Origin of the sequence: Streptomyces sp. PR69, from assembly GCF_026420845.1 — a bacterium.
GTDB lineage: Bacteria > Actinomycetota > Actinomycetes > Streptomycetales > Streptomycetaceae > Streptomyces.
Window position 1 is genome coordinate 180,602 of sequence record NZ_JAOWCB010000008.1, and the last position, 12,800, is coordinate 193,401.

Here is a 12,800-nt window from a genome sequence, read left to right on the forward strand (position 1 = left end):
ACCGTGCTGTGATCGTGAACGCCGTGCCGGCCGGGGCCGTAGTGCTGAATACTGCGGTCATGGCCGGTCCGGTGCGGTGAGCTGGAGGGGACGGTCGCGTGAGCGAAATACCTGAGACGGCGAGCGGTGTCGTATGGCAGAGCAGCCCGCCTGGCTCGATCTATGACTACATCCGTGTCGCCTCCTTCTCGATCGGACCCGACGGACTGGTCGACCAGTGGAGCAGAAGGGCCGCCGACCTCTTCGGGCTCGACGCCGGGCAGGTCCGGGGAAAGGACCCCGTCGACGTCTTCATGCCCGCCGATCTGCGCCCCCGCGGCTACCGCAGAATCGCCGAGATACTCGACGGCAAGGAATGGACGGGTCTCGTCCCCTACCGGGTGCCGGGCGACGGCGGGTCCCACGGCGTCGCCGAGGTCTATGTGATGCCCAGCGAGACGGAGACGGGGGAACGCGGCGCGCTCTGCATCGTCGTCGACGTCCGCGCGCTGCGCCGTATAGAGACCGACCTCGCTTCTTCGCAGGCGATTTTCGGTCAATCCCCGTTCGGTTTCCTGCTCTTCGACACGGACCTCACCGTCCTGCGGGCCAACCAGCGTTTCGCCGCCGTCTTCGGCGGCGCCGCCGAAGACCACCGCGGACGCACCGTCCACGACTATCTCTCGCGCCCCGAGGCAGAGCGCATGGACGCCGCCCTGCGCAGAGTCCTGGAGACCGGGGAATCCGTCACCGACATCCAGATCATCGGCACCCCGCCCGGCAGCACGGAACGCAGACACTGGGCCGTCAACCTCTACCGCGTACACAGCGGATCCGGCCGGCCAGTGGGCGTCGCCGGACTCGGCAGCGATGTCACCCGACGCAATATCGCCGCGCGCGAAGCCGCCAGCGCCCGACGCAACCTCGCCCTCCTCAACGAAGCCAGCGCACGCATCGGCAACTCCCTCGACCTGGAGACCACCGCCCGCGAACTCCTCGACGTCGCCGTCCCCGGCTTCTGCGACCTCGCCTCCGTCGACCTCTACCAGGCCCTCCTCACCGGCGACGAGGCCTCCGCCGCACGCTGGGACTCCGCTCGCGCCGACGGCGGATCGGGCGGCGCGAGCACCCCAGGGGGCGGTGGGAGTGGCCGGAACAGCAGGGGCGGCGGGGACAGCAGCGGGGGCGGCGTCGGTGAACTGCGGCGCGTCGCCTTCGCCAGCGCCGTCTCCGACGCCCCTCTGGCGACCACCCTCGGCTGCGGCGTCCCGGGGAGCGCGCCCACCGCCGTCGGCGAGGTCCACCGCTACCCGGCCGACTCGCCCTGCGCCGGGGCGCTGCGCACCGCCCGCGTCCAGAGCGTCCCCGGCGAGGACGGCAGCCTCGTCCACACCACACTCGCCGTCCCGATGGTCGCCCATGACACCGTCGTCGGCCTGGTGCAGTTCTCCAGGACCAAGGGCAGCGAGCCGTTCGGCGAGCGGGACCGCGCCCTCGCCGTCGAACTCGCCGCCCGCGCCGCCGTCTGCATCGACAACGCCCGGCTGTACCGCAGGGAGCACGAGCGGGCCCTCATCCTCCAGCGCAGCCTGCTGCCGCCAGGCGACCCCGAAGCCGCGGGCCTGGACATCGCCTGCCGCTACCTTCCCGGCAATACGGCGACCGAGGTCGGCGGCGACTGGTTCGACGTCATCCAGCTGCCGGGCCACCGCACCGCGCTGGTCGTCGGGGACGTCATGGGCCGCGGGCTGCGTGCCGCGGTCGCCATGGGCGAACTGCGCACCGCCGTGCGCACCCTGGCCCTGCTGGACCTGGAGCCCGCCGAAGTCCTCTCCGCCCTCGACGAGATCGCCCGCGGCCTTGGCACACCCGGCGGCCACCCGGGGCCCGGCGGCGTGCAGGCGGCACGTGTCGCCCGCAAGACGCACAGGGCCGCCCACAGGGACCGGAACGGCGAGGATGGCGAGGGAGGGCGGGGAGGTGCCGGCGGCGAGGGAGACCAGGGAGACGGGGGAGGTCAGGGCGGCGAGGGCGGTCACGGCGGTCAGAGCGGTCGGGGCGGTCAGGGCGTCAAGACGCGGGAGGCCGACCTCTCCGAGGTCTACCTCGCCACCTGCGTCTACGCCGTCTACGACCCCGTCACCCGCCGCTGCACCTTCGCCAACGCCGGCCATCTGCCGCCCGTCCTCGTCGAGCCGGGCGAGGCGGCGCTGCTGCTCGACGTCCCGCCCGGCATGCCGCTGGGCGTGGGCGGCGAGCCCTTCGAGGAGGTCGAGGTCGAGCTGCCCGAAGGCGCGCTGCTCGCCCTCTACACCGACGGGCTCGTCGAGTCCCGCGACCACTCCCTCGACGAAGGGCTGCGCGCCTTCCGCGCCGTCCTCACCGACCCGGTGCGGCCGCTGGAGGACGTCTGCGACCATGTGCTGAGCACCCTGGACACCCGGCACGGCGAGGACGACATCGCCCTGCTGATGGCCCGTATCCAGGGCCTGCCCACCGAGGCCGTCGGCGACTGGCGGCTGCCGCGCGAGCCCCGCTCCGTGGGCCGCGCCCGCGAGCTGGCCCGCGCCCAGCTCATCGCCTGGGACCTGGAAGCCCTCGTCGACACCGTCGAGCTCCTCGTCAGCGAACTGGTCACCAACGCCCTGCGGTACGGCGAGGGCGAGATCCGGCTGCGGCTGCTGCGCGACCGCACACTCGTCTGCGAGGTCTGGGACGCGGGCCTGGTCCAGCCCCGCCGCCGCCGCGCCCGCGACACCGACGAGGGCGGCCGCGGCCTCCAGCTCGTCGGACTCCTCAGCGCGGGCTGGGGCTCCCGGCGCACGCCGAGGGGCAAGACGGTGTGGTTCGAGCTGGGGCTGCCGGATGGGGAGGGGGCGGTGGCGGAGCCGACGGCGGAGCAGTTGCTGAGCCTGTACTGAGGGGTGGCTGGTGCGGGTGCTTGCCCGCCGCGCTGTGTGGGTGTGCGGGGCTTCGCCCCGCGCGCCCCTGTGCGGGGCCCTTGGGCGCGCCCGTCCCCCGCGGGGCGCGGGGTCCTGTCCCACCCTCCCCCTACGCCCTGAGGGCGTGGGGGGACCCCAGCCCTCTCGGGTGTGGGGGCTTCGCCCCTCGCACCCCGTGCGGCGCTTCGCGCCGTGGGGGTTTCCCGGGCGGGCCGGTCTCCGCGGGTGCGGGCCCTTTTCCCTCCCACCCACCCGCCCTTTTGGGTGTGGGGGCTTCGCCCCGCACACTCCCGGCGGCGCTGCGCGCCGTGGGGTTCCCTGCGGGTGGCCGTCGCCGTTGGGTGCGGGTTGCCTGTCCCTTGGGTTGCTTGGGGCTCGGGGTCTTGTCGTGCTTCGGGTGGTCGGGGCCCCTCCGGGCTCACCTCCTCGAGGCCGGCGGCGTGACCGCTCTTGTCGGGGTGTCCCCGGTTTTGCCGCCGGTCCTCTGCGGGGGCGACCCTGCACGGCCCCTCCGCCCCTGACGGGTCGGCTGCCCCGGCGTTCCCGCACCCGGCAGGGTGCGGGTTCCCCTTCACCCGCGGCTGTCGGGGTGCCGGTTCCCCCGCCCGCCCGCACCCGGCGGGGTGCTGGAAACCTGGGGGTCCCCCACGCTCCCAGGGCGTAGGGGGAGGGTGGGTGGGAGAGGCGCCGGCCTGGGCCGCGGGTGTGCCGTGCGGGTGGGTGGCCTTGCGTTGGGGTGCCCTGGCCCGTGCCCGGCGGGGCGTCGGTTCCCCCGCCCGCCCGCACCTGGTGGGGTGCTGGAGGCGTGGGGGTCCCCCACGCTCCCAGGGCGTAGGGGGAGGGTGGGTGGGAGAGGCGCCTGCCCGGGCCCCAGGGGCCCGCACGAACGGGTGGCCGTGCGTTGGGGCGCCCGCCCGCGCCCCGGGTGTGCCGCACGGACGGGTGGCCCCGCGCCCGCCCCGCCGCCCCGCGTGCCGCGTGGGCGGTCAGCCGGGCGCGGCGCCCCGGGCCGTCGGGCCGCCGAAGTGGGGCGTGGTCGGCCCGGGCAGGAGGACGCCGCCGAGGAGGGCGCCGTCCAGCCCGGGGACCCCGGCCCCGGGGCCGTCCTCGGCGGCCCCGCGATATCCCGCGGCGTCCGCCGCGGCCAGCCGCAGCGCCTCCCGCGCCAGCGCATCCGCCCGCTGTGTCTCGGCCAGCGCGGCCTGCGGATCGCCGTCCCGGCCGCCGATCCAGACGCCCTCGTCGCCGTGGCCCGCAAGCCCGCGCGCCCGCTCCAGATGGCGGCGGGCCTCGGACAGCAGGGTGCGGGCCCGGCTGCCGACGGCCGCGCGGTGCGTCGTGACGCGGTCGGCGGCCGCGGCGATCGAGGCGCGCGCTCCGAGCGTGGCCGGGTCAAGCAGGGCGCGGGCGTCCTGTCCTGACCTCTCCACGGCCCGGCGCAGCGCGGCGAGCGGGTCGTACGGGCCCGCCTGAAGCCGCCCCTTGACCTCGTCGGCGGGCAGCAGCTCCGGCAGCTTCCCGGCCGCCTCCGCGAGCTCCTGGCCGCGCCGGTCGACCGCCTCGGTCAGCCGCCGGGCCTGGGACAGCGCGCCCTCGGCGGCCCGTATCCGCTCGGCGGCCGTGCCGTGGTCCTCGGCCGCCACGGCCTGCCGGGCCTCGCCGAGGGAGGCTTCGGCGAACCGCAGCCGGTCCTTCGCCTGCTCGACATGGCCCGTCACGGGCGCGGACGCGGAGGGCGCGTACCGCTCGCGGAGCACTCCGAGCGCGGCCTCGGCGGTGACCATACGGCCGGACAGCTCGCCGTATTCCTCCTCGGCCGCGGCGAGCGCCGCGGGCGCATCGCGCTCCAGCGCGCGCAGTTCACCGAAGTCCTCGGCGACGGCGTCGAGCCGCCGGTTGGCCTCGGTGCAGCGTGCGACGATCTCCTCCAGCATTCTGCGGCGGGTCGGCTCGTCCTCCGGATAGGCGTCGTCGAGCTGGTGCCGCAGCCGGAAGGCCGACGTCAGCTCGGCTTCCGCGAAGTCCACGGCCTCGGTGAAGGGGCGGGTCGCCGCCGCCCCGAAGCGGGCGGCGGCGAGGGCGAGTTCCTCCGCGCTGGTGCGGAAGGCGTTGTCGGTCTCGACCAGCGAGCGCCGCGCGCGGTCGTCCAGCTCGGCCAGCGGGGGCTGCTCGGGCGGCGGCCGCGGCGGCTGCGGCGCGCTCCAGCCGGCCTGGTTGCCCTGGGGGGTGGTGCGGGTGGCGATCCGCCGGCGGCGTCTGGCGACGGCATACGCGGCCACCGCCGCCGCGCTGCCGATCACGGCGATCGGCAGCACCAGGTCACCGGCGCCCGTGCCGGCCGTGCCCTCTCCCGCGCCGCCGCCGGGGTCCGGCTCGCCGGGAGTGATCGCGGGCGCGGTCACCGGTTCGCCGGACAGCGCGGCCGCATAGCCGTCCGTCGCTCCGACGGCCGCGCCGGCCCAGTCGTTCTGCCGCAGGGCGGGGTCGATCGCCGTCCGCCCGACCTGGGCGAGCTGGGCGGCGGTCAGCGGGGAGTCCGCGTCGGCCCAGGAGCCGTGGCGGCGGTCGGCGGTGGCGACGGCCAGCAGCACGTCCCGTTGGCCGAGGCCGCTCAGCTCGGCGGTCCGGTTCGCCCAGTCCTGCCCGGAGCGGCCGGAGAAGTCCCGTACGTACACGACGAAGAGCGTCAGCCGCCGCTCGTCGAGGAGCTGGTCCAGGGCGGCGGCGACCTCGGGCCCGCGGTCGCCGAGGGCGTCGACCCGGTCGGTGATCTGACGCTGCCGGCTCAGCCCGAAGGGGTCTTCGGCCCAGGCGGGGGAGGCGGCGGGCAGCGCCAGCCACCACGCGGCCGCCAGCAGGGCCAGAACGGCCCGGACGGCGGCCGGGGCGGCTATGGATGTCACATTTCGGAGGCTAAGCCGACGGTCAGGCCTCCGCTACCCGGAGACACCCGGGACGATGGCGGCCTATGACCCGGTGCGCCTGCGGATCTTGCTGCCGAGCCAGACCAGTGGGTCGTACTTGCGGTCCACGGCCCGTTCCTTCAGCGGGATCAGCGCATTGTCCGTGATCTTGATGTTCTCGGGGCACACCTCCGTACAGCATTTGGTGATGTTGCAGTACCCGAGACCGTGCTCCTCCTGGGCCGCGGCCTTGCGGTCCAGACCGGCCTCCGCCGCCGCGTCCAGGGGATGCATGTCCAGCTCCGCCACCCGCATCAGAAAGCGCGGCCCGGCGAACGCCGTCTTGTTCTCCTCGTGGTCGCGGACCACATGACAGGTGTCCTGGCACAGGAAGCACTCGATGCACTTGCGGAACTCCTGCGAGCGGTCCACATCCATCTGCTGCATGCGGTACTCGCCGGCCGCCAGACCCGGCGGCGGCACGAACGACGGCACCTGACGGGCCTGTTCGTAGTTGAAGGACACATCCGTCACCAGGTCGCGCTGCACGGGGAAGGCGCGCAGCGGCGTCACCGTGATCGTCTCCTCCGGGGAGAAGACCGACATCCGGGTCATGCACATCAGCCGCGGCCGCCCGTTGATCTCCGCGCTGCACGAGCCGCACTTGCCCGCCTTGCAGTTCCAGCGCACCGCGAGATCCGGGGCCTGGGTGGCCTGCAGCCGGTGGATGATGTCGAGGACGACCTCGCCGTCGTGGACCTCGACGGAGAAATCCGCCAGCTCCCCGCCGTCCTGGTCGCCCCGCCAGACCCGGAACCGGGCCTCGTAGGTGCTCATGCGTACAGCTCCTCTTCGGCGAGGTACTTGACCAGCTCCTCCTTGTCGAAGAGGGCGAGCAGGTCGGGGCGGATGGGCTCGGCGTCGCTGCGTTCGAGGTCGATCTGGCGGCGTGCCGGATCGGTCGCGGCGACGGAGCCCGTGGGGTCGGACAGCCGGCACAGCAGATTGATCCGCCGCCAGGAGCGCTCCATGCCCGGGCAGTCCTCCCGGGTGTGCCCGCCGCGGCTCTCGGTGCGCTCCAGCGCGGAGCGGGCGACGCATTCGCTGACCAGCAGCATGTTCCGCAGGTCGAGGGCGAGGTGCCAGCCCGGGTTGAACTGGCGGTGGCCTTCGACCAGGGCGCGCCTGGCCCGTACGCGCAGCTCGCTGAGCTTCTCCAGCGCCTGCCGCATCTCGCCCTCGCGCCGGATGATGCCGACCAGGTCGTTCATGGTCTGCTGGAGCTCCTGGTGGAGCGTGTACGGGTTCTCCGGCGATGCCGCCGCTGCCGGAGCTTCAGGGCCGCCGCCGGCCGGTTCCATGGCCCCGAAGGGCCGCAGCGCCTCCGCCGCGGCCGCCTCCACCTGGGCTTCCGCCGGTTCCGGGCGGCTGCCTCCGGCGGGCCCGACGGCGTCGGCCGCGTACTCGGCGGCGTACAGCCCGGCCCTGCGGCCGAAGACCAGCAGATCGGACAGCGAGTTCCCGCCGAGACGGTTGGAGCCGTGCATTCCGCCGGCCACCTCGCCCGCCGCGAAGAGGCCGGGCACCCCGACGGCGGCCGCGGTGTCGGAGTCGACCGCGACCCCGCCCATCACATAGTGGCAGGTCGGGCCGACCTCCATGGCTTCCGCCGTGATGTCGACGTCCGCCAGTTCCTTGAACTGGTGGTACATCGACGGCAGCCGCCGCCGGATGACCTCCGCCGGCATCCGGGTGGAGACGTCCAGGAAGACCCCGCCGTGCGGGGAGCCGCGGCCCGCCTTCACCTCGGCGTTGATGGCGCGCGCCACCTCGTCGCGCGGCAGCAGCTCGGGCGGACGCCGGTTGTTGTCCGGGTCCTCGTACCAGCGGTCGCCCTCCTCCTCGGACTGGGCGTACTTCTCCTTGAAGACGTCCGGGATGTAGTCGAACATGAACCGCTTGCCCTCGGAGTTGCGCAGCACCCCGCCGTCGCCGCGCACCGATTCGGTGACGAGGATGCCCTTCACCGACGGCGGCCAGACCATCCCGGTGGGATGGAACTGCACGAACTCCATGTTCAGCAGCGGCGCCCCGGCGAGCAGCGCCAGGGCGTGCCCGTCGCCGGTGTACTCCCAGGAGTTGGAGGTCACTTTGAAGGACTTGCCGATTCCGCCGGTCGCCAGCACCACGGCGGGGGCCTGAAGGACGAAGAAGCGGCCGGACTCGCGCTCGTAGCAGAAGGTCCCGGAGACCCGGCCGGAGTCGTCCTTGAGGACGCGGGTGACCGTGCACTCCTGGAAGACCTTCAGCCGTGCCTCGTAGTCGCCGGTCTCCTTGAAGTCCTCCTGCTGGAGGGAGACGATCTTCTGCTGGAGGGTGCGGATCAGCTCCAGGCCGGTCCGGTCGCCGACATGGGCGAGGCGCGGATACTCATGGCCGCCGAAGTTGCGCTGGGAGATCCGGCCGTCGGCGGTGCGGTCGAAGAGCGCGCCCCAGGTCTCCAGCTCCCACACCCGCTCGGGCGCTTCACGGGCGTGCAGCTCGGCCATCCGCCACTGGTTGAGGAACTTGCCGCCGCGCATGGTGTCGCGGAAGTGGACCTGCCAGTTGTCGCCCTCGTTCACATTGCCCATGGAGGCGGCGATGCCGCCCTCGGCCATCACCGTATGGGCCTTGCCGAAGAGCGACTTGCAGATCACAGCGGTACGGGCGCCCTGCTCGCGCGCCTCGATGGCGGCGCGCAGCCCGGCTCCGCCCGCGCCCACCACGACGACGTCCCACTGCTGTCGTTCGTGCTGAGTCATCAGAAGAACCTCGGATCGTCGAAGGCGCCGGTGGCGAGCAGATAGACGTAGAAGTCGGCGAGCGCCACACTGATCAACGAGGACCAGGCCAGCAGCATATGACGCTCATTCAGCCGGCCGACCCAGCCCCACATCCGGTAGCGCACCGGGTGCTTGGAGAAGTGCCGCAGCCGGCCGCCGATGATGTGCCGGCAGGAGTGGCAGGACAGGGTGTACGCCCAGATCAGCACGATGTTGACCAGGAAGACCAGGGTGCCCAGGCCCATATGGCCCCAGGCGTAGTCCTCGTCGCGGAAGGCGAGCACCGTGTCATAGGTGAGGATCACGGCGACCGGGAGCGCCGCGTAGAAGAAGTACCGGTGGATGTTCTGCAGGATCAGCGGGAAGCGGGTCTCCCCGGTGTACTTCTTGTGCGGCTCGGCCACCGCGCAGGCCGGCGGCGAGGCCCAGAAGCCCCGGTAGTACGCCTTGCGGTAGTAGTAGCAGGTCAGCCGGAAGCCGAGGGGGAAGACCAGGATCAGCAGTGCGGGGGAGAGGCCCCACCAGCTGCCGAAGATCTCCCAGTTGGGGCCCGCCTTCATGGGAACGCAGTTCTCGGCGAGGCAGGGGGAGTAGAAGGGCGAGACATACGGCGCCGCGTAGTAGTCGGCGTTGGCGAACGCCCGCCAGGTCGAGTAGACGACAAAGGCGAGCAGCCCCGCCGCGGTCAGAGCGGGCGCGAGCCACCATCGGTCCGTCCGCAGATGGCGGGGGCCGATGGCGGCTCGCGAGGGATCGTGCACGCCCGTGTCGCGTGCGCCCGTATGGATTTGTGGTGGTTCGGTACCTGTGGCCAACGAAGACTCCGGATGGAGTGTGGGGTCGGGGATGTCAGCTCCGCCGTCGCCCGGCCGCCCCGCGTCCGGACGGGCCGGAACGAGGGGCGGCGGACACGGCGGGGCCGGTCAGGGAGCGTGCCGGTCCCGCATGCCCAGGCCCTCGTCGTCCGTGTCCTTCCACAGGGCTTCGTTGTACGGGGTGTCCGGGACGGTGACCATCTGGCGCTGCTCGGCCGTCGTGGGCCGGGCGGCGGGCGTGGCCGTGCCGACGCCGCGGAGCTGGTCGACGGTCCGCTCCAGCTGGCCGACCCGGCGCATCAGATCGTCGACCCGCAGTCGCATTTCCGTCAGTTCTTCCTGCTGGGACATGTTGTGTCCTCACTTCTGCAGGGTGCGGTGGCATCGCTCATGCGCCTGCGAGTGTCGCGCGTCACATCCCCGCTTGTGAAGGGGACGTACGGGTCATCCAGGCGCACGCGCTGCTGGCGCGCCCCTTGTGGTCTGATTCTCGCTCCCCCTATTTTCTCCCCTTGAATAGCGGTTTGACCCTCTTTGCCGTTGCGCCGCATGGGTGGCCTTGCGGCGGAAATCGCCGTGTCGTCGCATCCGCGCGCCCTTTGTCCATTTCAGTGGATGGGAATCGGTGTGATCATCGCGAAATTCCGCATACCCGGACGAAGAGGTACAGATCATGTCCCGGACGCTCCGTTCCCTGGCGCTGCTCACCAGCGGGGTGCTCGCCCTGCCCGGTCTGACCGGCTGCAGCGCGGACGAAGCGGGCGGTGGTGCGCCGGCCGCCCCCCAGGACATCGCGCCCGTGGCGCGGCATCTGATCGCGGACGGGGGAACTCTGCGCTGGGCCGTGGACTCCACACCCGCCACGCTCAACACCTTCCAGGCCGACGCGGACGCCACCACCACCCGGATCGCCCAGGCGGTGCTGCCCGCGCTCTTCACGCTCGACGAGCGCGGCCGGCCGCAGCGCAACCCCGACTACCTGGAATCCGCCGAGATCGTGGAGCGCGAGCCGAAGCAGGTCGTGCTCTACAAGCTCAACCAGCAGGCCGTATGGAGCGACGGCCGGGAAATCGGGGCCGCGGACTTCGTCGCCCAGTGGCGCGCGCTGAACGGGAAGGACACCGCGTACTGGACCGCGCGCAACGCCGGCTATGAGCGGATCGAGAAGATCGAACGCGGTGCGAACGACCTAGAGGTGAGGGTGACCTTCGCCAAGCCCTACGCCGACTGGCGCTCTCTGTTCACCCCTCTCTACCCCAAGGACGTCACCGGGAAGCCCAGCGCCTTCAACGACGGCGCGCGCGGCAAGCTCAAGGCCATGGCCGGCCCCTTCCAGCTCAAGGAGATCGACCGCAAGGCGGGCGCGATCACCCTGGTCCGCAATCCGCGGTGGTGGGGCGAGCAGGCCAAGCTGGAAAAGCTGGTGCTCACCGAGGTGCCGCGGGACAAACGCGCGGAGGCGCTGGCCGAAGGCCGCGTCGACCTCGCGGAAGTCGACCGGAAGACGGCTGACCGGATCGTCCTCGCGGCCCGTGACGCGGCGGACGGCTCCAAGGCGGGAGCGCCGCTCGGACATGGCCCGGCCGCGGAGCTGACCGCCTCCTCCGCCCTGATGTCCTGGGCGCTGGCCAACGGCTCGAACGAGGAGAAGGCGGAGGCCGCCCGGCAGGCGCGCGAGCAGACCGCCGCGGCCATCGAGAAGTACGCGGCCGAGCAGAAGTCGCTGCGTGGCTTCGAGGTCCGCAAGTCCCTGGAGCCCGTCTTCACCCAGCTCGCGCTGAACGGAGAGTCGGGTCCGCTCGCCGACGCCCGGGTGCGCCGCGCCGTGGCCCGCGCCCTGGACCGCAGGGAACTGGCCGAAACCGTGCTGACCCCGCTGGGCCTGCCCGCGGAGCCGGTCGGCAGCCATCTGGCGCTCGCGGGTCAGCGCGTGTACGCCGACAACAGCGAGGCGCTGGGCGGCCAGGACACCCAGGAGGCGCAGGCGCTGCTGGCGGACGCGGGCTGGACGCCGGGCGGAGCCGTCAAGAAGGACGCCCCTGCCAAGGCGGGCAATGAGGCCGAGGACCAGAAGAAGGACAAGGAGAAGGACGGCGAAGGGGAGAAGGAGGAGAAGGAGGAGGGGAGCGAGGGCAAGAAGGAGGACGCGAAGAAGAACGAGGCGGAGGGAGAGAAGAAGGACGGCGACGACAAGGCGTCCGACGAGGGGCTCTACATCGTCGGGGACGACAAGCCCGGCGACCTCGCCCTCCGTGCGGACACCGACGCCACGCGCTTCCTCGTGCCCGCCCCCGGCGCCGCCCTCCAGGGCCTGGCCCTCCAGCGCCAGGCGCTCTCCCTCGGCCTTGCCGGCTCCGACGGCGAGCGAGGGCCGCAGACGAGCGGCGTCGCCGGCGCTTACGCCCCGCTCGGCACCGCCGCCCCCGCACCGGCCCCGTCCGAGAAGCCCTCCGCCCATGCGGGCGGCCCGCTCGGCAAGGACGGCAAGCCGCTGAGCCTCCGCTTCGTCCTCCCCACGGGCCCCGGCTCCGAGTCGCTGCGCGCCGTCGGCGAGAAGATCGCCCGGATGCTCGACCGCATCGGCATCCAGACCGAGATCTCCAAGGTGTCCGACGACGGCTACTTCAAGGACCACATCGCCTCCGGCGACTATGACCTCGCCCTGTACTCCTGGCCCGCGACCCCCTACCCGGCGACCGACGCCCGGCCGATCTACGCCAAGCCGCAGCCCGCGGCCGACGGCTCGCTGCTGGTGGAGCAGAACTACACCCGCGTGGGCACCGACTACATCGACCAGCTCTTCGCCCAGGCAGCCGCGGAGCTGGACGAGGACGCCGCCCGGGACCTGGTGCGCCGGGCGGATGCCAGGATCTGGGCCGCGGCCGGTTCGATCCCGCTCTATCAGCGGCCCGAGCTGGTGGCGGCGAAGCCGAAGGTGGCGAACGCCGGAGCGTTCGGCTTTGCGACGCCCCGCTACCAGGACATCGGCTTCACCAAGACCGCGGCGAAGCAGATCAGCGAAGAGAAGCAGGCCGACAAGAAATAGCAGACCGGCAAGGAGCAGCAAGCCGGCAAGAAGCAGCAGGTCAGACAAGTAGTAGAGCGGATTCCGGACGAAGCCCGAACCAAACCTCAGAGGAACCTCAGAACTCGCTCAAGTCGCTTGCCCGCCCGCACCGGGGCGGGCAAGCTGCGCTCTGGCCCCTTGACCCAGGCTTGCTCTCAGCTCACCCATCGTCTCTCCACCCGTGGCAGCCCAGCCCCAGCGCTGCCCCAACATCCGGAATCAGGCCCTCCACCAGGCCGGGAAGCCCTTTGCTCCCCGGCCCCGTACCA

Annotated in this window: 7 protein-coding genes; 2 read left to right on the top strand and 5 right to left on the bottom strand. The window is 72.5% G+C overall.

Annotation, left to right across the window (positions count from 1 at the left end; translation table 11 throughout):
* Positions 1–98 precede the first annotated feature (98 nt).
* Positions 99–2,900 carry a SpoIIE family protein phosphatase gene (locus tag OF819_RS10855; protein WP_267243208.1) on the top strand — a complete coding sequence of 934 codons (2,802 nt, stop codon included), beginning with the start codon at positions 99–101 and terminating at the stop codon, positions 2,898–2,900.
* 1,007 nt (positions 2,901–3,907) lie between these two features.
* Here OF819_RS10855 and OF819_RS10860 read toward each other — a convergent pair.
* The 5 genes from OF819_RS10860 to OF819_RS10880 form a co-directional block, all read right to left on the bottom strand.
* Positions 3,908–5,824, bottom strand: coding sequence for a TPM domain-containing protein (locus tag OF819_RS10860; RefSeq protein WP_267243209.1), 1,917 nt, complete (start codon positions 5,822–5,824; stop codon positions 3,908–3,910).
* A gap of 63 nt (positions 5,825–5,887) precedes the next feature.
* Positions 5,888–6,661 (bottom strand): succinate dehydrogenase/fumarate reductase iron-sulfur subunit, encoded by a 774-nt coding sequence (locus OF819_RS10865; protein WP_267243210.1) that lies wholly within the window; start codon positions 6,659–6,661, stop codon positions 5,888–5,890.
* Positions 6,658–8,628 (bottom strand): fumarate reductase/succinate dehydrogenase flavoprotein subunit, encoded by a 1,971-nt coding sequence (locus tag OF819_RS10870; RefSeq protein ID WP_267243211.1) that lies wholly within the window; start codon positions 8,626–8,628, stop codon positions 6,658–6,660. Before OF819_RS10870 ends, OF819_RS10865 begins: the two co-directional genes overlap by 4 nt.
* On the bottom strand, positions 8,628–9,464 hold the full coding sequence (locus tag OF819_RS10875) for a hypothetical protein (RefSeq protein WP_267243212.1): 837 nt from the start codon (positions 9,462–9,464) through the stop codon (positions 8,628–8,630). Before OF819_RS10875 ends, OF819_RS10870 begins: the two co-directional genes overlap by 1 nt.
* 108 nt (positions 9,465–9,572) lie before the next feature.
* Positions 9,573–9,815 carry a hypothetical protein gene (locus tag OF819_RS10880; protein ID WP_267243213.1) on the bottom strand — a complete coding sequence of 81 codons (243 nt, stop codon included), beginning with the start codon at positions 9,813–9,815 and terminating at the stop codon, positions 9,573–9,575.
* A 322-nt stretch (positions 9,816–10,137) separates the two neighbouring features.
* On the opposite strand from OF819_RS10880, the gene OF819_RS10885 reads away from it, so the two are divergent.
* Positions 10,138–12,510, top strand: a complete 2,373-nt coding sequence (locus tag OF819_RS10885) for an ABC transporter family substrate-binding protein (protein ID WP_267243214.1) — start codon at positions 10,138–10,140, stop codon at positions 12,508–12,510.
* The last annotated feature ends 290 nt before the right edge of the window (positions 12,511–12,800 follow it).